At 70.1% G+C, this 21662-nt stretch carries 23 protein-coding genes and 1 pseudogene; 1 reads left to right on the plus strand and 23 read right to left on the minus strand.

All coding sequences use genetic code 11. The features are described 5' to 3' along the window. Positions 1–15: 15 nt before the first annotated feature. From Q1K33_RS17130 to ffh, 16 genes and pseudogenes are all read right to left on the minus strand, one after another. A complete protein-coding gene (locus Q1K33_RS17130; RefSeq protein WP_300405956.1) occupies positions 16–1113 on the minus strand; it encodes a hypothetical protein in 1098 nt (365 codons plus the stop codon). Positions 1114–1186: 73 nt separating this feature from the next. Further along, the gene (locus tag Q1K33_RS17135) at positions 1187–1585 is read right to left on the minus strand and encodes a hypothetical protein (protein ID WP_300405957.1); all 399 of its coding nucleotides are present in this window, start codon (positions 1583–1585) and stop codon (positions 1187–1189) included. Between the two features lie 213 nt (positions 1586–1798). Beyond that, positions 1799–3535: a hypothetical protein gene (locus tag Q1K33_RS17140; protein WP_300405958.1), complete on the minus strand. Its 1737-nt coding sequence runs from the start codon at positions 3533–3535 to the stop codon at positions 1799–1801. Next, on the minus strand, positions 3532–4053 hold the full coding sequence (locus Q1K33_RS17145; protein WP_363319745.1) for a TadE family protein: 522 nt from the start codon (positions 4051–4053) through the stop codon (positions 3532–3534). The genes Q1K33_RS17140 and Q1K33_RS17145 overlap by 4 nt, the downstream gene beginning before the upstream one ends. A gap of 118 nt (positions 4054–4171) precedes the next feature. Further along, complete coding sequence (locus Q1K33_RS17150) at positions 4172–4492, minus strand: DUF2469 domain-containing protein (RefSeq protein ID WP_300405959.1); 321 nt, start codon at positions 4490–4492, stop codon at positions 4172–4174. Next, complete coding sequence (locus Q1K33_RS17155; RefSeq protein WP_300405960.1) at positions 4482–5180, minus strand: ribonuclease HII; 699 nt, start codon at positions 5178–5180, stop codon at positions 4482–4484. Before Q1K33_RS17155 ends, Q1K33_RS17150 begins: the two co-directional genes overlap by 11 nt. Positions 5181–5198: 18 nt before the next feature. Then, a complete protein-coding gene (gene lepB / locus Q1K33_RS17160; protein ID WP_300405961.1) occupies positions 5199–6056 on the minus strand; it encodes a signal peptidase I in 858 nt (285 codons plus the stop codon). A gap of 55 nt (positions 6057–6111) precedes the next feature. Next, positions 6112–6462, minus strand: a complete 351-nt coding sequence (gene rplS, locus Q1K33_RS17165; protein WP_300405962.1) for a 50S ribosomal protein L19 — start codon at positions 6460–6462, stop codon at positions 6112–6114. Positions 6463–6771: 309 nt separating this feature from the next. Then, a complete protein-coding gene (locus tag Q1K33_RS17170) occupies positions 6772–7179 on the minus strand; it encodes a GNAT family N-acetyltransferase (protein WP_300405978.1) in 408 nt (135 codons plus the stop codon). Positions 7180–7272: 93 nt separating this feature from the next. Continuing rightward, positions 7273–7950: pseudogene (trmD, locus tag Q1K33_RS17175) on the minus strand (tRNA (guanosine(37)-N1)-methyltransferase TrmD); the annotation flags it as partial. A gap of 9 nt (positions 7951–7959) precedes the next feature. Further along, on the minus strand, positions 7960–8517 hold the full coding sequence (rimM, locus tag Q1K33_RS17180; RefSeq protein ID WP_300405963.1) for a ribosome maturation factor RimM: 558 nt from the start codon (positions 8515–8517) through the stop codon (positions 7960–7962). Positions 8518–8723: 206 nt separating this feature from the next. Then, positions 8724–8969 (minus strand): RNA-binding protein, encoded by a 246-nt coding sequence (locus Q1K33_RS17185; RefSeq protein WP_300405964.1) that lies wholly within the window; start codon positions 8967–8969, stop codon positions 8724–8726. After that, positions 8969–9505, minus strand: coding sequence for a 30S ribosomal protein S16 (gene rpsP / locus Q1K33_RS17190; protein ID WP_300405965.1), 537 nt, complete (start codon positions 9503–9505; stop codon positions 8969–8971). The genes Q1K33_RS17185 and rpsP overlap by 1 nt, the downstream gene beginning before the upstream one ends. Before the next feature lie 218 nt (positions 9506–9723). Further along, on the minus strand, positions 9724–10809 hold the full coding sequence (locus Q1K33_RS17195; protein ID WP_300405966.1) for an amidohydrolase family protein: 1086 nt from the start codon (positions 10807–10809) through the stop codon (positions 9724–9726). A gap of 41 nt (positions 10810–10850) precedes the next feature. Continuing rightward, positions 10851–11225, minus strand: coding sequence for a hypothetical protein (locus tag Q1K33_RS17200; protein WP_300405967.1), 375 nt, complete (start codon positions 11223–11225; stop codon positions 10851–10853). Then, positions 11222–12793 (minus strand): signal recognition particle protein, encoded by a 1572-nt coding sequence (gene ffh, locus Q1K33_RS17205; protein WP_300405968.1) that lies wholly within the window; start codon positions 12791–12793, stop codon positions 11222–11224. Before ffh ends, Q1K33_RS17200 begins: the two co-directional genes overlap by 4 nt. Before the next feature lie 77 nt (positions 12794–12870). Here ffh and Q1K33_RS17210 point away from each other — a divergent pair, with 77 nt between their 5' ends. Further along, the gene (locus Q1K33_RS17210; protein ID WP_300405969.1) at positions 12871–13161 is read left to right on the plus strand and encodes a hypothetical protein; all 291 of its coding nucleotides are present in this window, start codon (positions 12871–12873) and stop codon (positions 13159–13161) included. Positions 13162–13178: 17 nt separating this feature from the next. Here the strand turns inward: Q1K33_RS17210 and Q1K33_RS17215 are convergent, their stop codons facing one another. The 7 genes from Q1K33_RS17215 to Q1K33_RS17245 form a co-directional block, all read right to left on the minus strand. Then, the gene (locus Q1K33_RS17215) at positions 13179–15386 is read right to left on the minus strand and encodes a [protein-PII] uridylyltransferase (RefSeq protein WP_300405970.1); all 2208 of its coding nucleotides are present in this window, start codon (positions 15384–15386) and stop codon (positions 13179–13181) included. 73 nt (positions 15387–15459) lie between these two features. Then, positions 15460–15798, minus strand: coding sequence for a P-II family nitrogen regulator (locus Q1K33_RS17220; protein ID WP_300405971.1), 339 nt, complete (start codon positions 15796–15798; stop codon positions 15460–15462). A 259-nt stretch (positions 15799–16057) separates the two neighbouring features. Next, positions 16058–16396 (minus strand): P-II family nitrogen regulator, encoded by a 339-nt coding sequence (locus Q1K33_RS17225; protein ID WP_300405972.1) that lies wholly within the window; start codon positions 16394–16396, stop codon positions 16058–16060. Next, positions 16393–17691: an ammonium transporter gene (locus Q1K33_RS17230; protein WP_300405973.1), complete on the minus strand. Its 1299-nt coding sequence runs from the start codon at positions 17689–17691 to the stop codon at positions 16393–16395. Before Q1K33_RS17230 ends, Q1K33_RS17225 begins: the two co-directional genes overlap by 4 nt. A 255-nt stretch (positions 17692–17946) precedes the next feature. Beyond that, positions 17947–19098 carry a signal recognition particle-docking protein FtsY gene (gene ftsY, locus Q1K33_RS17235; protein WP_300405974.1) on the minus strand — a complete coding sequence of 384 codons (1152 nt, stop codon included), beginning with the start codon at positions 19096–19098 and terminating at the stop codon, positions 17947–17949. Positions 19099–19125: 27 nt separating this feature from the next. Beyond that, the gene (locus Q1K33_RS17240; RefSeq protein WP_300405975.1) at positions 19126–19614 is read right to left on the minus strand and encodes an acyl-CoA thioesterase; all 489 of its coding nucleotides are present in this window, start codon (positions 19612–19614) and stop codon (positions 19126–19128) included. A 2-nt stretch (positions 19615–19616) separates the two neighbouring features. After that, the coding region (locus Q1K33_RS17245) for an AAA family ATPase (protein WP_300405976.1) at positions 19617–21662 on the minus strand (2046 nt) is incomplete at its 5' end.

The following is a 21662-nucleotide window of genomic DNA, read 5'->3' on the forward strand; positions in this document are numbered from 1 at the left end:
GCTACTGCACCGCGATCAACCAAAAGTGACCGCTTCAACCTGACAGCACACTAGCACCTTGGTGTAGTTGGGAAAGGCCCAGAGGATCTTCACGAACCAGTCGCCCGGCGCATTCTTCACCTCGGCTGGGATCTGCAGGGTGGCAGCGCCCGCCAGCGAGGTGGCGACCGGGCTCACGACTGTCTCGGTCACGCCGGCCAAGGTCACCCGGCGGAACACGGCCGTGACCGGGCCGGAGAGACCCAGGGACGGCAGGGGCGCAACCACACTGAACGGAAGCGCGCTCCCTGGGAAGTTGGCGCTGGCCGCGAACGTGACAGTCAACTGCGTGACGTCGGCGTTCGCCGTGGCGGTCTGGAGGTTCAGGTCCCCCTTGGTCGTCCAGGTCCGGTTCGCCGGCGCGGGTACGGCGCGCGGCGTGTTGTAGGCGAGCGAGTTGATGATGTCTGGGTCGCTGAAGGTTGGTGCTGTGGACGAAGAGCCGGTCGTCGAGGTCCCCGACGAGCCAGCGGAGAAGTAGTTGATCGGCACGAGGTTCTGCAGGGTCGTGCCGACACCCAGGAGCTGGGTGTTGTTGGCGGCTGCCGCCAGGCATCCGACGGAGCCGCCCATGGGCACGACACCGCCGGCGCTGTAGACGTGGGCGCTGGCCACTTTCTGCTGGGTCGAACCATCGGCACCGACAACTCCCCCGAACCCGAAGGTGATCCGGGCAAAAGGGCTCTTGATGTTGATCTCGAACCGGTTGGGGAACGAGATCGCACCGTTGGCGATCATCGCGGTCGCCGCCGCGTCGTAGGTCGTGCTCGACGGCAGGAACGAAGGCCCGTCACAGACGAAACGTTTGTCGGGGCTGCGCGGGATCGGGTAGTCGGCGTTGAAGGCGGCGTCTTGGCCCGCCACGGGCTTCACACATGCGATGTACCAGATCGCCGCCTTGGCAGCACGCAGTTTCGTCGCGGGAAGCGCCGCCGGGAGGTACTGCCCCGCGAACAGCGCAGCCCCGTCCACCTGGGCCTGGAGCTGACCACGGCGAGCCCATGCGTTGCCGATGTCGACCGTCAGGGCGGCAACCACGAAGAGGACCATCGAGGTGATGATCGCCGTGATCACGGCGATGGCTCCGCGCTCGTCACGGCGTGCTGGCCGGCGCGGGTGCCTGGCCGCGCGCACGGCAGTCGCGGGCTCAGCATGACGCGGTGCTCACGTGCACGTTCTCGAGCTTCTGCGTGAAGTCGGTGACGACCGCACCGTCGTTGGGCAGGGGCAGGAGGCTGGCGGCGCCGTCGACGACCGGGATCGTGAACGACACCGAGACCTCAGCCCCGATACCGACGGTGGGAACGATGCCCACCACCGTCTGGATCGCTGCGTCCGCGATGCCGAGCTGGCCGGCCAGGCTGTGGATGTTGCCCGCCAGGAGCGCCTTGACGCGAGCGGTGAGCTCGGCACACGTGTAGGTGCCCGCGATGCTTCCTGGCGGCAGTCCCGCGACGCTGAGGGTCTCGACCTTCTGTGCCTTCCAGAAGTAGTTGCCGTACGTGATCACCCCCAGCAGCAAGGGCACGAGGATGAACGCGCCCACAGGGTGCCCTCCACGGCGACTGCGCCGCGACCGGTCCGTTGCACCAGCGCACCCCAGCGTCCTGCCATGACTCACCTTGGCCCATCTTGCGGGGCCCCCACGGCCACGTGAGCCGAGCGTAGGTCTGCCGGACCCGGACCGAGGGTCCTTCGGCAGATCTTCTTCAGAACTAGCCGTTCGAACTAGCCCAGATGTGCCCCGGCTCTCGGGTGCTCAACCCACGAGGGTGACCGACTGGCAGACCGGGCGCCCGAGCATCTCGACGTCCGCAGTCCCAAGTTGCAGACCCACGATCGGAGTGAGGGCATTCAGCACCGCGGTCAGCAGCGGATCGATGGCGACATCGATCAGTGGCTCGACGAGTGAGTCCAGTAGGACGTTCAACGTGTTGGTGATGAGTGTCGAGGTGAGCAGGCTGAGCAGACCACCCTGGCCGGTGCTGAGGAACACCTCGGCGTTGTCGATCGCGAGCGCGTCGTCCAACCCGCCCTCGGGGAACGTGACGCTGGGGGGCTCAGCCGGCGGGGGGTCGTACACGATCGCCTTGGTCTCAGTCGCGCTCGCCACCGACCCCTCGAGCAACACGTCGAGGCTTACCTCGCTCAGCCCGAGTGCCTGGAGCGCGATGCGCAGCAGGGTTCCCAGACCCGGAATAGCGTCGAGGAAGGTTGCGACCGTGACGTCCAAGCCCACCTGACCCTGGGCGGGCGCCACCGGGGGAAGGATCTGCACACCTCCCGTGGTCGTGGTCATCGTCACCGTGTCCGGGAGGCACGTGATGTCGGCGTCGACCATGGCGGTCGCTGCACCGACGTTGATCGAGATGTCGGTGGTCCCTCCGACGAGGCCCGGCACGAGCCCCGCCACCAGGTCCGTCTGCAGACGCAGCCGAATCTGCGCCGACGTCGCCGTGGCGCCGCGGGCACCGCACGCGATCTTGGGAGGCTCGACGATGGTCAGCTCGGTCAAGCCGGGCACCTCGACGGCGATCGCGTTCTCGCCGTTGGCCGCCACGATGGCGGCTCCCAGAACGCCGAGGACGTTCAGGGTGGCGTCGAGTCCGGCCTCGCCGGTCGCCGTCCCGAGGGACAGGATGTCAGCGAGCGTGAAGCTGGTCTCGCCAGCACCGAGCGTGATCGCCCCGAGCACGTCGGCCGTGACAGTGTCCTCGCCGGCTACCTCGGCCACCGCCAGGAAGAACTCGTCCAGGGTGACCGTCGTCGTCGCCAGGTCATCGGCAGCGCCCACGTCGAGGGCGACTAGCAGGTCGGCCAACGGGATGTAGGCCTCATCGAGACTCACCAGTCCCTCGTAGCCCACGGCGCTGAGGTTGACGCTGAGGATCTGGTTGAGCAGGGGACTGAGCGCGCTCTGATCGGTGTTCAGCGTCAGCGCCTTGGCGCCGACGGAGAAGCACACGCTCGGCAGTCGCTGAGAACCGACGGCCGAACGCGTGGCATCCCCGGACGAGCTGCCGACGATCCCGCCGAAGGCGAACCCCACGGTTGACAAGGAACTCACCTTGATGGCGTTCGGCACCAGGGCCTGTGCAGCAACGGGAGGGCCGACCGCCGAGGAACCGGCCAGGTAGCTGACCGAGCCGTAGGAGGTGAATGTGCCGTCGACCATCCTGCCCGCCTCGATGGTCAGGCGTGGGGCGTCGCCAACGGCGCTGCCCGCGTTTCGATCGACGGTCGCGATGATCTCGTCCTTGAACGTCGCGTCGGCAAGCAGGACGTCTGCGGTCGTGGCGCTGTCGAGATGACGCGAGACATCCAGGGCCACCACGTCGGACAGCGCCTGCATGTCGCGGGCGACAATGCGCTGCATTCCGAGGTCGACGGTGAAGGCGGCGATCCCGAGGACCACCACCATGATCCCGGCCACCGCAACGGCGACCGCACCTCGCTCCTCCGAGTCGGGCCTGGTGAGCTGCCGACAGGGTCTCAACTGACCCTCACCTCGGAGGAAAAGCTGAGGTTGTCCGGCATCACGTAGCCGTAGCCCACGTCGGGCAGGAGCGAGTCGTCACCATAGGTGTAGTTCAGGGAGACCTTGACGCACTGTGCTGCGTCGAAGCCCGTGCACTCATCCAAGAGCTCGACCTCGCAGGTCCCAGCGGGGTCTCCGTCATGAGTCAGGGAACCGTCGGCACCAGACGTGCTGGCGCAGGTGACGGCGTAGCTGCTCAAGGCATCGTTGATGGCGGCTTGGGCACTCGCAAGCAGGTCGGGGTTGGAGACGCCGCCGGGGGTCACCGCTGCGGCGCGGGCTCCCTCCGCTGCGGCCTGGCTGATCGATTGGCGAAAACTCAACATGTAGCCGTAGCTGATGACCCCGAACACGATGTACAGCAGGGGCACGACGACAAGTGCGAACTCGACGGCAGCGGCCCCGTCGTCGTCGCGACGGCGCCTGCGGAGTCCACGAAGCCTCATTGCGTGCCCTATCTCGTCGACGACCCCCATGGCCGCCACGACCCAGGGTAGGGCCAATTCCCGCCCCGGGGCGAGATGACTAGGTCAACTCTGACCGAAAGGACTATTCACGGAGCCGCTGGCGTCGGACTACAAGCAGCGGCCAGACTCAGCTGCCGCCGACCGACTTGGTCGGGTCGAAGTCCTGCTCGGCCAGCTCCTCGACGTTCACGTCCTTGAACGTGAGCACCTTGACGTTCTTCGCGAAGCGGGCCGGCCGGTACATGTCCCAGACCCAGGCGTCCGACATCGAGACTTCGAAGAAGACGTCGCCGTTCTCCGTGCGCGCCTTCACGTCGACCTGGTTGCACAGGTAGAAGCGGCGATCGGTCTCGACGACGTACTTGAAGATGCCGACGACGTCGCGGTACTCGCGGTAGAGGGTGAGCTCCTGCTCGGTCTCGTACTTCTCGAGGTCCTCAGCGCTCATGTGGCGACTCTAGCCCCGGGCCACCTGGGTCCGGCTCCAGGCCCGCGGCACGGCGCACGTTGACGAATCTCATGCGGTGGATGGGGCACGGACCGTGCTCGGTCAGCGCGGCGGTGTGGACGTCGGTGATGTAGCCCTTGTGCGTCTTGAAGTCGTAGGCCGGCCACTCGTCGTCGAGGCCAGTCATGATCCGGTCCCGGGTCACCTTGGCCAGGACCGACGCGGCGGCGATGCAGGCGGCGACCCGGTCCCCCTTCCAGACCGCGAGCCCCGGCACGCCGAGGCCGTCGACCGGGAACCCGTCGGTCAGCACGTAGTGGGGTCGTACGTCGAGCCGCGCCACCGCCCGACGTAGCGCCTCGATGTTGGCGACGTGCATGCCCAGCCGGTCACACTCGTCGTGCTCGATGATCACCACCGACCAGGCCAGCGCTCGCCGTACGATCTGGTCGTAGCACTTCTCCCGGGCCTTCTCCGTGAGCAGCTTCGAGTCGGCCAGCCCCGGCACGACCCCCGCCTGGCCCGCCGGCAGGATCGCCGCACCTGCGACCAGCGGTCCGGCGCAGGCCCCACGGCCGGCCTCGTCGACGCCGGCGATCAGGTCGACGCCGTGGCGGCGCAGCGCGCGCTCATAGCCGTACAGACCGGCGTCGCGACGCACGGTCGAGCCCCGCGGCAGCAGGCTCATCGCTGACGCACGGCCGGATCAGCCGACGTCGGGGACGTCCGCGAAGGAGTCCGGCGTGGAGACGAAGCCGAAGTGGCTCAGGGGCCAGACGACGGAGAAGACCTTGCCGACCACCAGGTCGGTGTCGACGAACGGGTCGTCGGTGCAGTCCGTCTCGCCCTCCAGGCACAGGTGGTAGCTGGAGTCGGCCGAGTCGGATCGGTTGTCGCCCATCACGAAGATCGTGCCCTCGGGCACGACGCCGGAGGACCAGTCACAGCGCCCGATCATCGGCCCGTCGCACAGGACGCCCTCGGGGCGCGCGGCGATGTAGTCCTCCTCGTCGAGGGCAGTGCCGTTGACCATGAGGCGGCCCTGGTCGTCGCAGCACGACACGGTGTCGCCCGCGACGCCGACGACACGCTTCACCAGGTGCCCGCCGGTCGGGTAGAGCCCGACCTTCGACAGCAGGTTGCGCAAGCCGTCGACCTGACCGTCCTCGTTGGGTCCCAGCCAGCCGCCGGGGTCCTCGAAGACCACGACGTCTCCGCGCGACGGCTCGCCGCCGAACCAGTACGACGGCTTCTGCACCAGGATCCGGTCGTCGTTGACCAGGCCCGGCTCCATCGACGCCGACGGGATGTAGAAGGCCTGGACGAAGAGCGCCTTGATCAGGATGGCCAGGACGATGGCGGCACCGACGAGCAGGATCGACTCCTGCCAGAGCGGCAGCCCACGGCGAGGCCCGTCGTCCGGATCCTGCGAGGACCCGGCCGCACCGGAGTCGTCCACCTCGGTGCTCACACCGGAGGTGTCCGAGACGTCGTCGGCGAACGGGCCGGGGACCTCCGCCGAACCATCGTCGGCAGCGCCGCCCGGGCGCTCGTCGTCACTCACGCGGCCACCTTAGACACCGGAACCACGGCCACCACGCGTCGGGTGAGCGCGCGACTCACGCGTCGCGGCGCTCCTTGATCTTGGCAGCCTTGCCGCGCAGGTTGCGCAGGTAGTAGAGCTTCGCGCGACGCACGTCACCGCGGGTGACGACCTCGATCTCCTCGAAGATCGGGGAGTTGAGCGGGAAGGTCCGCTCCACGCCGACTCCGAAGGAGACCTTGCGCACGGTGAAGGTGCGGCCGATGCCGGCACCGTGGATGCGGATCACGACGCCCTGGAAGACCTGGACACGCGAGCGACTGCCCTCGATGACCTTCACGTGGACCTTGATCGTGTCGCCGGCGCGGAAGGCCGGGATGTCGTCCCGCTTGTGGACGGCGCCGAGCTCGGTGATGAGGTTGTTCATGTGAATCTCCTCGCGAGTGCCACAGGTCAGCCGCGGAATCGGTGGTGCTGACGTCATACGGGCCCAACCCGGTGACCGGTGGCGCAGGGCTCCCCCTGTGGCAGGGGCCCGGCGCAGTCCCTCCGTGCGTTCCTCGGAGCGGACTTCGGTCGTTGGACCAAGCGATGAGTCTGCCACAGGCGCCGGGGGTGGGCTAAATCGACCGCGGGCGTGAGCCGGCGGGGTCGTCGTTTGGTCCCAAACGACAGCCCCGAGCCAGGAAATCACGTCGTTTGGGACCAAACGACGCAATCCCGGCTGCCCGAGAGGTCAGCGACGAGGCTTCGTCAGGACCACGGCGAGGGGCGGCGCGTCGAGGTCACGGCGCAGCCGGAAGCCGGCCTTCTTGTACATCCGCAGGTTGGCCTCGCTGCGGGACCCGGTGAACAGCACGTACGACGTCGCAGCAGCAGGCGCGACGTCCTGGATGTGTTCGAGGAGCACGCGGCCCAGGCCGCGTCCCTGGAGATCGGGCGCCACCATGATCCGTCCGATGTCCCAGACGGCCTCGCCGGAGGAGTCCTGGTGGACCAGGCGACCCCGAGCGGCCCCGACGAGGCGGCCGTCGACGCGCACGACGTACGACGTCCACGTGGCCAGCCACTCCCGGACGTCGGCCAGGGACTCCTGCAGCGCCGGTATCCCGGCGACCGAGTCGTTGGCGGCGGCCTCCTGCATCCAGCAGGCGCGCTGCAGCGTGAGCAGCTCGCCGGCGTCGGCCGGCACCGCCGGCACGATCCCCCACTCCCCCGCACCCGCGCTGGCGGGCAGCAGGTCGGGGCGACGCTCGACGGTGCGCGCCACCGACTGCTCGTGGCGCCAGCCGGCGATGGCGGCGTGGTCGCCGGAGAGCAGGACGGGTGGTACGTCGTGCCCGCGCCAGCTCGCGGGCTTGGTGTAGACGGGGTACTCGAGGAGCCCCCCGGTGTCGTCGTGGTGCGACTCCTCGGCGAGCGAGGCGGCGTTGCCCATGAAGCCGGGCAGCAGGCGAACCACCGCCTCGGTGATCACCAGCGCAGCGACCTCGCCGCCGTTGAGAACGTAGTCCCCCAGGCTGACCTCGCGCACCTCTGCGCGGGCGGCTGCGTGGTCGAGCACGCGCTGGTCGATGCCCTCGTAGCGCCCGCAGGCGAAGACCAGACGCTCGCGAGTGGCGAGGTCGGCGGCGTCGCGCTGCCGCAGCGGCGCCCCGGACGGGGTGGGGACGACCAGCGTCGCACCGTCGGGCAGCAGCGCGTCGAGCGCCTCGCCCCACGGCTCGGGCTTCATCACCATGCCCGCGCCCCCGCCGTACGGCGTGTCGTCGACGGTGCGGTGACGATCGTGGGTCCAGTCGCGCAGGTCGTGCACGTGCAGGTCCAGCAGCCCGGAGGCCACCGCCCTGCCCGGCAGCGAGAGCGTCAGGGGATCGAAGAAGCCGGGGAAGATCGTCAGGTAGTCGAGACGCATCGGAACGAGTCAGTCCTCGGGCAGCGGCGCGACGAGCCCCGGTCGGTCGGCGATCACGACCCTGCCCGCGGCGACGTCGACCTCGGGCACGAGCGCGGCCACGAAGGGCACCAGTGTCGCGCGCCCGTCGAGCGCCTTGACGGCCAGCAGGTCCTGCGCGCCGCCGTGCACGAGACCGGTCACCTCACCCAGGTGCGCTCCCTCGACGTCGTACGCCGCCAGGCCGACCAGCTGGTGGTCGTAGAACTCCTCGGGATCATCCGGTGTCGCGGCGGCGTCAATGGTCGCGTGCAGCACGACGCCGCGCGCGGCCTCGGCCTGGTTGCGGTCGCCGATCTCGGCGAAGCGCACCAGTAGCGTGGACTGGTGCCATCGGGTGCTGGCCACCGTCACCGACCGGTGCCCGAAGGCGGAGCCACGCGGCGCTTGGACCCGCAGGACTGCCTCGGCGGCGTAGCGGCGCTCGGGCTCGTCGGTCCGGACGTCGACGGTGACCTCGCCCTTGATGCCGTGGGGTTTGCCGATCCGGCCGACCACGACCTCCACGGTCTGCTCTGCGCTGCTCACGGAGGTCAGCGTAGGGGTTCCGCGCGGCGGGGTGTGCGCGGCCGGCTCGCGCAGGATTCCCCGGTTCACCGGGGGTTCCTGCGCCCACGTCGAGGCGAGCCACAGCGACCAACCACCCCACACGACAGAAGCGGGCGCCTCCCCGAGGGAGACGCCCGCTTCGCAGGTCGTACGGCGGTCGCTGGTGGCGACCAGAGTGCGCTCGATCAGCGGCGACGGTCGACGTCGACGAAGTCGATCCTCGCGCCGCCCTTGCCGGCCAGCGCAGAGATGACGGTGCGGAAGGCCGAGGCGGTACGACCGCCACGGCCGATCACCTTGCCGAGGTCGTCGGGGTGGACCCGGACCTCGAGGATCGAGCCGCCACGACGCATCTGCTTGTCACGCACGGTGACGTCGTCGGGGTTGTCGACCACACCGCGCACGAGGTGCTCGAGGGCGTCCTCGAGCATCAGGCGTCGGTCTTCGTCTCGGCAGCGGCCTCCGGAGCGGCGTCCTCGACCGGCTTCTCCTCGGCAGCGGCCTCCGGGGCAGCGACCTCGGCCCGCTTCTCGTCGACCTTGTCCTCAGCCTTGTCCTCAGCCTTGTCCTCGACCTTGTCGGCCTTCTTCGACTTGGCGGTCGTCGCGGCGGCCTTCGGCTCGTTGCCGGCCTCCTTGAGCGCCTCGTTGAAGAGGTCGATCTTCGACTTCTTCTCCTCGGCCACCTTCAGGGTGCCCTCGGCGCCCTTGATGCCCTTGAAGTTCTGCCAGTCGCCGGTGATCCTGAGGATCTTGGCGACGGCCTCGGACGGCTGCGCGCCGACACCGAGCCAGTACTGCGCCCGCTCGGAGGTCACCTTGATGTAGCTCGGCTCCTCCTTGGGACGGTAGAGGCCGATCTCCTCGATGACCTTGCCGTCGCGCTTCTTGCGCGAGTCGACGACGACGATGCGGTACTGCGGGACGCGGACCTTGCCGAGGCGCTTCAAACGGATCTTGACTGACACTGGTGGGTGTCTCCTTGGAACTCGTGTGTGATGAGGGCCCTGGACCGAGTGGGGAAAACACCGGGTCGGATCCCTCGAGGGGCCTGGTCGCACGGTGAGAGGGGCCGGACGCACAGGACTCAGCGGGAAAGTCTGCCAGACGATGCCGTCTCGTCCGAATCACTGGCCGTCCGGGACTGCGCGGACCCCGGCCCCGGTGACCCGTGACCCGTGCGTGCTCAGACCCGCGTGTGCCCCACGACCCGGCCACGCAGCACCACGCAGGCCGGCCGCAGCACCGTGGTGACGTCCTGGCGCGGGTCGGCGTCGAAGACCACGAAGTCGGCGGGGGCCCCCTCGGCGAGGGTCGCGTCGCGGCCCAGCCACTCCCGGGCACGCCAGGAGGCGGCGCCGAGGGCGTAGTCGGCGGGCATGCCCAGCTCGGTCATCGCGACGATCTCACCGCCGAGGTTGCCGTGCCGGCTGACGCCTCCGCCGTCCGAGCCGGCGTACAGCGGCACGCCGGCCTCGTAGGCGTTCATGATGGTCTCGCGCTGTCGGGCGTGGAGGTCGGTCATGTGCTCGGAGTAGCGAGGGAACTTCTCCCGGCCCGCGTCCGCGTACTGCGGGAACTTCTCGATCTGCATCACCGTCGGCACCAGCGCGACGTGATGGGCCACCATCGCCTCGACCAGGTCGGGCGAGAGCCCGGTGCCGTGCTCGATGCAGTCGATCCGTGCATCGATGAGACCCGGCAGGACGCCCTCCCCGAAGCAGTGGGCCGTGACCCGGGCCCCCTCCGCGTGGGCCGCGGCGATGGCGGCGGCGAACGTCTCGGCGGGGAAGGACGGGGCCAGGTCACCGTCCTCACGTGAGATCCAGTCACCGACGAGCTTGACCCAGCCGTCGCCCCGCTTGGCCTCGGCCACGACGGTCTCGACCAGCTGCTCGGGCTCGACCTCGTGGGCGTAGTTGCGGATGTAGCGGCGCGTGCGGGCGATGTGGCGCCCGGCCCGGATCAGGTGAGGCAGGTCTTCACGCTCGTGCATCCACGAGGTGTCGAGCGCTGAGCCGCAGTCGCGGATGAGCAGCGCGCCGGCGTCGCGGTCGGCGATCGCCTGGGCCTCGGCCTCCTCCTCGCTCACCGCCCCGTCGTCGTCGAGCCCGAGGTGGCAGTGCGCGTCGACCAGGCCGGGCACGATCCAGCCGTCGACCACCTTCTCGCCCTCGGGGTGCCGCTCGTAGGTGATGTGACCGTCGACGACGCACAGGTGGCGGACCTCGCCGTCGGGGAGCACCGGGCCGGAGAACTTCAGCACACTCATGCTCCGAACCTAACGCGCCGCACGTCTCGACGCAGCGCGCGCTACTCCCCCAGCCGGTCGATCAGCCAGGTCGGCCCGACCACGACCGCTCCCACGGCCCCGACGTTGGCCGACAGGGCCCGGTCGGCGGTCACGACGGTGACCCGGCGACCCTTGTCGGCCGCCCGGGTGGCCTCGGCGAGGATCGCCGAGTCGCCGTCCTTGGGAGCGTGGACCACGCGCACGTGCGCGTCCTTCCCGGGTCGTACGCCGGCCTTGGCACCGCCCTCGAGCACGAGCACGATCTCGTCGCCCGGCACGTCCGCGGTCAGCAGCTCCTCGTGGAGACGACGCGCCGCCCCGGCGCGGTCCTTCCACCACCCGTCGGCGCGGGCTCCCACGACGTTGGCCGCGTCGACGACCAGCGTGGTGCTCACTTGAGGAACTTGGAGAAGTCCTTGGGGAGGTTCAGGTCCGCGGCGGCCTTCTCGTAGTCGATGTCCTCACCGGGCACACCGAACGGGTTGCCGGCCGAGGCTGCGGCCTTCTCCTTCTCGGCCTTGGCCTCCTGCGCCGCCTTGGCCGGGTTGCCGGAGACGCGGCGTCCCTTGGCCTTCTTGGGCTGCTGCTTGCCCTTGCCGCGCTTGCCGCCGCCGGGACCGCCCATGCCAGGCATCCCGGGCATGCCCGGCATCCCGCCACCCTTCATCATCGACATCATCATCTTGCGCGCCTCGAAGAAGCGGTCGACGAGGGTGTTGACGTCGTTGACGGTGCGGCCCGAGCCCTTCGCGATCCGGGCCCGGCGCGAGCCGTCGATGATCTTGGGGTTGGCGCGCTCCGCCGGGGTCATCGACTGGATGACCGCCTGGATCCGGTCGATCTCGCGCTCGTCGAAGTTCTCCAGCTGCTCGCGCATCTGGCCCATGCCGGGGAGCATGCCCATGATCTTGGACATCGAGCCGAGCTTGCGGACCTGCTGCATCTGCTGCAGGAAGTCGTCGAGGGTGAAGTCACCACCCTGACCGGCGAGCTTCGAGGCGGCCTGCATGGCCTGCTCGGCGTCGAAGGTCTTCTCGGCCTGCTCGATCAGGGTGAGCATGTCGCCCATGTCGAGGATGCGCGAGGCCATCCGGTCGGGGTGGAAGACGTCGAAGTCGCCCATCTTCTCGCCCGAGGAGGCGAACATGACCGGCTTGCCGGTGACCTGGCGGATCGACAGCGCCGCGCCACCGCGGGCGTCACCGTCGAGCTTGGTCAGGACCACGCCGTCGTAGCCGACGCCGTCGAGGAAGGCCTGCGCGGTGACGACCGCGTCCTGGCCGATCATCGCGTCGACGACGAACAGCACCTCGTCGGGCTGGACCGCGTCGCGGATGTCGGAGGCCTGCTGCATCAGCTCGGCGTCGACGCCGAGGCGACCGGCGGTGTCGACGATGACGACGTCGTACAGCTTGCGCTTGGCCTCCTCCATCGCCGCGCGGGCCACGGCCACGGGGTCGCCGACGCCGTTGCCGACCTCGGGCGCGAAGACGGGTACGCCGACCCGCTCACCGTTGACCTGGAGCTGGTTGACCGCGTTGGGTCGCTGCAGGTCGCACGCGACGAGGACCGGGGCCTTGTCCTGCTCCTTGAGCCACAGCGCGAGCTTGGCGGCCAGGGTGGTCTTGCCGGCGCCCTGGAGGCCCGCGAGCATGATGACCGTCGGACCGGACTTCGCGTAGCGCAGTCGACGGGTCTCCCCGCCGAGGATCGTGACGAGCTCCTCGTGGACGATCTTGATGATCTGCTGGGCCGGGTTGAGGGCTTGGCTGACCTCGTCGGCGCGGGCGCGCTCCTTGACGGCAGCGACGAACTCCTTGACCACCGGCAGGGCGACGTCGGCCTCGAGCAGCGCGATCCGGATCTCACGCGCGGTCGCGTCGATGTCGGCCTCGGAGAGCCGACCCTTCCCCCGGAGGTTCTTGAAGGTGTCGGCGAGGCGATCGGAGAGAGTGGCGAACACAGATGGGTCCTACGGGCCGGAGGTCAGGGACCGCTACAGGATAGTGGCCCGCCGGGCGTGCCCGTACGCTCGGTCACATGACTCCGTGGATCGTCGTGATCGGCACGATCGTGGTCGGCCTGCCGGTCCTGGTGTGGATGTCGCACCGGATGCTCACCACCGCGCACCGCGACGGCACGGGTGGGTCCGGAGGAAGTGACGCCTTCGGGGCGATCGTCGACGTCTTCGAGCCTGCGCGCGCCCGGGCCGATGCGGACCTCGAGAGCCACAACACGATGCGTCAGCAGCTCCCGGCGCCGGGCGACGACCCCGGACCACCCCAGATCATCGACGGTACGTCGATCCGCATTCGCCGCCCCCGCGGATAGTCGCTCCGGGGCAGCGCTCAGCTGAGCGCTGCCCGTACGGCGTGTGCCGCCTCGGCGGCCCGGGTCTCCGACAGCGCGCCCGCCGAGGCCTCCTGCAGGTAGAAGACGTCGACGGCCTGCGGTCCGAGGGTGTCGAGGTGGGCCGATCGCACGGCCACGTCGAGGCGCGCCAGCGCCGAGCAGACCAGGTACACGACGCCTGGACGGTCGGCGGCGCGGACCTCCAGCACGGTCGCCTGCTCACTCGCCTCCGGTCGTACGACGACCGTCGGCGCAAGTGCGTCGGCTCCCGGAGCGAACCGGGTGAGCGGGTCGGCCCGGCCCCCCACGATGGCGTCGTACTTGGTGCGCAGGATCGCCGGGTCGACGGACTCCGAACCGACCTCCCACACCGACACGCCGTACTCGCCCTGGGCCCAGACACGGGCGGCCCGCACCGGGACCCGTTGCAGCGCCAGCATGGCGGCGAAGTCGGCCAGCAGACCGACGCGGTCGAGGGCGATGGTGGTGATCCTCGACCCGTCGGGCACGGGCTCGACGCTGATCGACACCGAGGCCGGGTTGAGGTCCTCGGGCACGGTGAGCTCGTCGGTGGTGATCGGCGGCAGCGCGACGCCGGTGTCGAGGGCGGCTCGAGCGCGCCGGGACAGGTCGACGATGAGGCCGGCACGCCATGACGACCACGCCTTCGGTGCGGTCGCCTTGGCGTCGGCCTCGGTCAGGGCGCTGAGCAGGGAGAGCGCCTCGGGGGTGCCCATGGTGGAGGCCACGAGGTCGACCGTGGCGGGATCGTCGGGATCGCGGGTCGTCGCCGTCGTCGCGAGCAGCAGGTGCCAGCGCACGAGGTGGGCAATCAGGTCGATCGAGTCCTGCTCGAAGCCCATCCGCGTGGCCACTACACGGGCGATCGGCTCCCCGGCCACGCTGTGCTCGGTCAGCCCGCCCTTGCCGATGTCGTGCAGCAGCGCGGCGACCATCAGGACGTCGGGACGCGCGACCGTGCGGATCAGCTCGGAGGCCTCGATGCACGTCTCGACGACGTGCCGGTCGACGGTGAAGCGATGGATCACCGAGGCGTGTGGCAGCAGCCGGACCCGCTCCCACTCCGGCAGGAAGCCCGTCAGCGCCTCGGTCTCCTCCAGCGTCTCCCACACCTCCAGGAGCCCGCGCCCGGAGGCGAGCAGCCGCACCAGGAGGTGCCGGGCCTCCTCGGGCCAGGGCTCCGGCAGTGGCGCGCACTCGCGCACGAGCCGGGCCGCGGTGGCCGGCGCCAGCACGACGTTGTGCTCGGCGGCGGCGGTCGCGGCGCGCAGCAGCAGCACCGGGTCGTGAGCGGGATCGGCCCTGCGGTCGAGCACGACCTCGCCGGCCGACAGGGCGACGCCGTGGGCCAGGGGCTCGAGGACAGGTCGACGGGGAGTCTTGGGCGACAGGGGTCGCGACAAGACCCCGTCGACGCGCCGCCACGCCAGGCGCGAGAGGTGGGTGATGCGCCTCCCGATCTCACGCACGTGCACCTGGGCGGCGCGGTCGTCGGCGAGGCCCAGGCCCACGGCGAGGTCGGCCCACATCTCCGGCGAGATGCGGTCGCTGGCCCGCCCGGCCAGCCCCTGGACGACGTCGCGCACGTCGAGCAACGCCTGCCGGCTCTGCTCCAGCTCGGTGTGAGGCACGTCCACCAGCCAGGTGGCGACGATGCCGCGCAGCGTGGTGGCGTCGCGCAGACCGCCCTCGGCCTCCTTGACGTCGGGCACCGACAGGTGCGCCAGCTCACCGATCAGTCGGTGCCGGTTGAGCGAGGCGGTGCGGATCTCGGGCAGGCGCTCGCGCGCCCCCTTGCGCCACTGGGCGAGCATCGTGGTCCGCAGCCGGAGCGTGAGGTTGGGGTCGCCGGCGACGTGCCGTACGTCGAGCAGGCCGGAGGCGACGCGGTGGTCGGCGTCCGCTGCGGCCACCATCTCGGGCAGCGAGCGCACCGAGTGGTCGAGCTGGGAGCCGGAGTCCCACAGCGGGTACCAGATCTTGGTGGCGAGCTCCCCGAGGTCGACGCCCTCGTCGTGGACCAGGACGACGTCGAGATCGGAGTGCGGCGCCAGCTCTGCGCGCCCGTAGCCGCCGACAGCGACGAGTGCCACACCGGTGTCGGGGCCGGAGCAGTCGGTGTAGGCACTGCTGCACAGGTCGTCGGCCGCCCGGGTGCGGGCAGCGCGTTCGTCGGCCGTCACCGGTCGGCATCCTCCCTCGGCCTCAGTCGGACCTGCATGGAACTCGTCGTGGAGCGCGCGTGCGTGTGGTGCGTCAGAGCGCGGCTTCGTCTCGATCGCCCGTGCGGACGCGGACGACCGACTCGAGCGGGGAGACCCAGATCTTGCCGTCGCCGATGCGACCGGTCTGTGCGCTGGTCTCGATCGCCGCGACGATGGCCTCGACGTCCTCGTCGTCGATCGCCACCTCCAGGCGGATCTTGGGCACCAGTGAGATCTCGTACTCGGCACCCCGGTAGACCTCGGTGTGGCCCTTCTGCCGACCGTAGCCGCTGACCTCTCCCACGGTCATGCCGCTGACTCCGGCCGTCTCGAGGGCCTGGCGGACGTCCTCCCACTTGTGCGGCTTGATGACCGCGGTCACGAGCTTCATCTGGTGGTCTCTCCTCGTCTGGGACGTCCGAGTCCCGTGGCGACGTGCGGTACCTGCACGGCTGGTCTGGAGTCGATCATGCCCGACCACGCCAGGCCCGGGTGGGATGCCCACGCCCTGCGATAGCCATGTCGTGGGGCGGGATGCGCGCGGCCCGGCCGTCCGAGGACGACCGGGCCGCGCGGTGCTGCTCAGGTCATGCCCAGCGGTGACCGTCCCCGAGTGACGGGCGCTGGTGATGCGGGTCAGGCGCTCTCCCTCAGAGAGCGGCCTCGTCCTTGTCGCCGGTCCGCACGCGGATCACGGTCTCGACGGGGCTGACCCACACCTTGCCGTCACCGATCCGACCCGTCTGGGCGGTGCGGACGACGATGTCGACGATGTCGGCGGCGTCACCGTCGTCGACGACGATCTCGATCCGGATCTTCGGCACCAGGGCGATGTCGTACTCGGCGCCTCGGTAGACCTCGGTGTGGCCCTTCTGGCGGCCGTAGCCGCTGACCTCGCTGACCGTCATGCCGGTCACACCGAAGGTCTCGAGGGCCTCGCGGACGTCTTCCCACTTGTGCGGCTTGATCACCGCGGTCACGAGCTTCACTTGAGGATCCCTTCGCTCGAGCCGGCGAGGGCGCCAGCGTGCAGATCGTAGGCCGACTCACCGTGCTGGTCGAGGTCGATCCCGCCGACCTCGGCCTCCTCGCTGACGCGCCACCCGATCGTGTACTTGATGGCCAGCGCGATCACGAGGGTCACGATGCCCGACCAGGCGATGGCCACGAGGACACCGAGGATCTGGTCGACCAGCGAGTCGATGCCGCCGCCGTAGAACAGGCCCTCGGCCAGACCGCCGACGACTCCGGAGCCCTCGTCGCCGGGGGTGGAGAACAGGCCGATCATGACGGTGCCGACGACGCCGCCGACGAGGTGGACTCCCACGACGTCAAGCGAGTCGTCGAGGCCGAACTTGAACTTGTAGCCGACCGCGACAGCGCACAGGACACCGGCGACGAGGCCGATGATCGAGGCACCGAAGACGTTGACCGCGCCGGCAGCCGGGGTGATCGCGACCAGACCGGCCACGATGCCGGAGGCGGCACCGAGGGTGGTCGCCTTGCCGTGCATGAGGCGCTCGATCACGAGCCAGCCGATGATGGCGGACATCGTGGCGATGGTGGTGTTGGAGAACGTCAGGCCCGTCTCGTTGAGGAACTGCGTGCTCGCGTCGCCGACCGAGTCGTCGAAGATCAGCGAGCCGACGTTGAAGCCGTACCAGCCGACCCACAGCAGGGCCGCGCCCAGCATGGTGAGGGTCAGGTTGTGCGGACGCATCTTCTCCTTCGGCCAGCCGATGCGCTTGCCCACGACCAGGGCGAGCACGAGGCCCGCGACACCGGCGTTGATGTGGACGGCGGTTCCGCCGGCGTAGTCCTGCGCACCGATCTGCGTGCAGATGAGCGCGTCGTCGGTGCAGCCGAAGACCATGTGGGCCATCGGGAAGTAGGACAGCGTCGCCCAGAGCGGGACGAAGACGACCCACGCGGAGAACTTCACACGGTCAGCGATGGCGCCGCTGATCAGCGCGGTGGTGATCACCGCGAAGGTCAGCTGGAACATCATGAAGGTGTAGCCGTCGTAGCCGACGCCGTCGAGGGCGAAGTTGCTGAACGGCGAGTTGAAGAAGGTGTCGATGCCACCCTCGCCGCTGAACACCATGCTGTAGCCGTACAGCACCCAGAGGATGCCGACGATCGCCATCGCGACGTAGGACATCATCATCATGTTGAGCACGGACTTCGAGCGCGTCATGCCGCCGTAGAACAGTGCCAATGCGGGAGTCGTCATCATCAGCACGAGCAACGTGGCCACGAGCATGAAGGCGTTATAGCCGTCCACAGGACCTCCATGGAGTTTGGATCTCGGGTAGGGGGGAAGGTTCGACGTCGCTGTCGTTCCGGTCCCGCCTGATTCCGTGGAAGCCTCGTGGGGCGAGATTTCGCTGCCGTCCGAGGAATGTTCTAGTCAGGTAACGAACCTCGGCTTTTTGTTTCCGGGGTGTTAATCGTTCGCGGTTGGCCGCGTTTCGTCCGGCGAGCGAACGCGCTCGCCGGACACCTTCCTACCTCTGCGACCGGGCAGTTCAGCCGGCGTTCAGCCGAGCAGGGCGTCGACGAACGCCGCGGCGTCGAACGGCGCCAGGTCGTCGGGCCCCTCGCCGAGGCCGACGAGCTTGACGGGCACGCCGAGCTCGCGCTGGACCGCTACGACGATGCCGCCCTTGGCCGAGCCGTCCAGCTTGGTCAGCACGATGCCGGTGACGTCGACGACCTCGCTGAAGACGCGCGCCTGGATCATGCCGTTCTGCCCGGTCGTGGCATCGAGCACCAGCAGCACCTCGGTCACGGGGGTCTGCTTCTCGATGACCCGCTTGACCTTGCCGAGCTCGTCCATCAGGCCGGCCTTGTTCTGCAGTCGACCGGCGGTGTCGACGATGACGGTGTCCGTCGACGACTCCATGCCGTGCTTGACCGCGTCGAAGGCCACGCTGGCCGGGTCGGTGCCCTCGGGGCCGGTGACGACCTCCACGCCGACGCGCTCGGCCCACGTGGCGAGCTGTTCGACGGCAGCAGCGCGGAACGTGTCGGCGGCGCCCAGCGTCACGCTGCGGTCCTCGGCCACCAGGATCCGGGCGATCTTGCCCACGGTCGTGGTCTTGCCGGCTCCATTGACCCCGACGACCAGGACGACGCCCGGGTGCCCGCCCTCGCCACTGACGTTGAGCCGGCGGTCCATGTCGGGGTCGACGAGCTTGATCAGCTCGTCGCGCAGCACGGCCTTGGGGTCGGCGGCCTCGTCGCCACCGACGCGCAGCCGCGTCCGGAGGTTGTCGACGACCTGCTGGGTGGGAGCGACGCCGACGTCGGCGGTCAGCAACAGGTCCTCGATCGACTCCCACGTGTCCTCGTCGAGCTTGTCGCGGCTGAGCAGAGCCAGCAGCCCGCGGCCGAGCCCGCCCTGGGAGCCCGCCAGACGCTCGCGCAGGCGGACCAGGCGTGACCGGGTGCCCTCGGGACGCTCCAGCGGCGGCGTGGTCTCCGGGGCGATCTCCACCGGTGGTGCGGCCGGGAGATCGGTGTCGATCTCGAGCGTCGGGTCGGCTGTGGGCGGCGGCGAGGGAGCCTGCGGCGCCTCGGGAGCCTTGAGACTCGACGTCCGGCCGCCGCGGACGAGCAGCAGGGCGCCGGCGCCCACGGCCAGGAGCGCAACCACGGCGATGATGATGATGAGCAGCACGACAGACATGGCGCCATCCAACCAGCCGTGCGGGAACTACCTGACCAACGGCTCCAGCACCGAGCGGATCAGGTCGGGCACCGGGGTCACCGGGCGGCCACCGCCTGGGTCGGTGTTGTCGACGTACACGTGCACGAACCTGCCCTCGGCACACGCCTGCTCGTCCGCCGAGCCGTCGCCGCCCTGGAAGAGCCCGACCCGGTAGATGACCGAGGACGAGCCCAGCCTCTCCACGACCAGGCCCAGCTCGATCGGTCGGGGGTAGCCCATCTCGGCGAAGTAGCGGCACGACACCTCGGCCACCACCCCGATCTGGGGCAGGACGCGGATGTCGGTGCCGGTCGCCTCGGCGAGGTGGGCGTTGACCGCGGTGTCGATGAGGTCGAAGTAGCGCGCGTTGTTGAGGTGGCCGTAGACGTCGTCGTCGGACCAGCGCGTGGTCGCGGCGCGCCAGTCGACGTAGTCGGCCCGGGTCGGCCTGCTCGGCCTGCTCGGCCTGGCGGGAGAGGCTGCTGGGTCGCTCATGCTCAGGACTCCGACTCGCGTAGGCGCTGGGAGATGACGGTGCTGACGCCGTCGCCACGCATGGTCACGCCGTACAGCGCGTCGCCCACCTCCATCGTGCGCTTCTGGTGGGTGATGACGAGCAGCTGGGAGGTCTCGCGCAGCTCCTCGTAGATCTCGAGCAGACGGCCCAGGTTGGTGTCGTCGAGCGCGGCCTCGACCTCGTCGAGGATGTAGAACGGGGAGGGTCGGGCCTTGAAGAGCGCCACCAGGAAGGCCACCGCGACCAGCGAGCGCTCGCCGCCGGAGAGCAGCGAGAGCCGCTTGACCTTCTTGCCGGGCGGTCTGGCCTCGACCTCCACCCCGGTGGTGAGCATGTTGTCGGGGTCGGTCAGGACCAGGCGTCCCTCACCGCCGGGGAAGAGTCGGGCGAAGGTCGAGTCGAAGGCGCGCTCGACGTCGGCGTAGGCCTCGGTGAAGACCTGCTCGACGCGCGTGTCGACCTCGCGGACGATGTCGAGCAGGTCCTTGCGGGTGCTCTTGAGGTCTTCGAGCTGCTCGGTGAGGAACTTGTGCCGCTCCTCCATCGCGGAGAACTCCTCGAGCGCCAACGGGTTGACCTTGCCGAGCATGGTCAGCTGGCGCTCGGCCTGCTTGAGCCGCTTCTGCTGCTCCTCGCGGACATAGGGCACCGAGGGTCCCTGCGCCTCGCCCTGATCGTCTGCGGAAGGCGTGTCCTCCGAGGCAGCCTCGCCCTCGCGGGCGGCTTCGCCGTCCGGGGCGCTCTCCGGTACGTCGACCGGCGATTGCGCCGGGGCCCCCGCCGGGGCACCGGGCGCGGCCAGCGACGGCGGCACCAGCTGGTCGGGGCCGAAGTCGGCCACCAGGGCGTCGGGGTCGAGGCCGAGCTCGTCGAGGGCACGCTCCTCGAGCTGCTCGATGCGCATCCGCTGCTGGGCGCGGGCCATCTCGTCGCGGTGCACGGAGTTGACGAGCTGGTCGTGCTCCTTGCCGAGCTCGCGCAGGTCGGCGCGGACCTCGAGGAGCTGGCGCTCGCGCCCGCTGCGGGCCTGCTCGACCCGCAGCCGCGCCTGGGTCGCCTCGTAGATCGACACCTCGAGGCGCGCGAGCACGTAGCCCGCGGCGGTGCTCACGGCCTCGGCCGCGCGGCCCTCGCGCAGCAGGCGCTCGCGACGCTCGGCGGCCCGGGCCCGGGTGTCGCGCTCGGCCTGCGCCTGGCGCAGCAGGGTGTCGACGCGTCCGTGGAGGGCGCGGGCCCGCTCCTCGGCCGTCCGCAGGGCGAGGCGGGCGTCCATCTCGGCTTGGCGGGCCACCTTGGCGGCCTCGACCAGGCGGGTGCGCTCGGTGGTGTCGGGCTCCTCGTCGGGAGCGTCCTCGGCGGTGGCGAGTCGCTGCTCGAGGTCGGCCAGCCCGGCCAGGTCCGCCTCGCGCGCGGCCTGCGCCTTCTCGATCGCCTGGGTGAGCCGCTCCGCCTCGCCCTTGGCCGCGCGCGCCTGGGAGCCGTACTGCCCCAGCTCCTCGGCGACGGCGGCCAGCGTGGCGTCGGACTCGTGGAGCCGGGCGAGCGCCACGTCGACGCGCTTCTGGGCCTCGAGGCGCTCGCGCTCGAGCGTGGACTGCTCGAAGCCGAGCCGCTCCCCCGCCGCCGTCGCCTCGGCAAGCTGGGCCGCGGCGTCGTCGACGGCGCTCTGGATCTCGATCAGGCTCTGCTGGGCGGTCGAGCCACCGCCGGCGACGTGGGCGCCGAGCAGGTCGCCCTGGCGGGTGACGGCGACGACGTCGGGCAGGTCGGCGACGAGGCGTCGGGCCGCGTCGAGGTCGTCGACGACCGCGATCCGCGCCAGGATCCGGGTGATCGCCGCCCTCAGCGAGTCGGGGCACTCCACGACGTCGACGGCGTACGACGTGTCCTCCGGCAGGGTGGGCCAGTCGCGGGCGGGGGCGGCTGGGCCGGCGAGGACCAGGCCGGCCCGCCCGAGGTCGCCCGCGCGCAGGTGGGCGATCGCGGCCACGGCGGCGTCGGCGTCGGCGACCGCGACGGCGTCGGC

The organism is Nocardioides sp. (assembly GCF_029937575.1).
In the GTDB taxonomy this organism is placed as follows: Bacteria; Actinomycetota; Actinomycetes; order Propionibacteriales; family Nocardioidaceae; genus Nocardioides.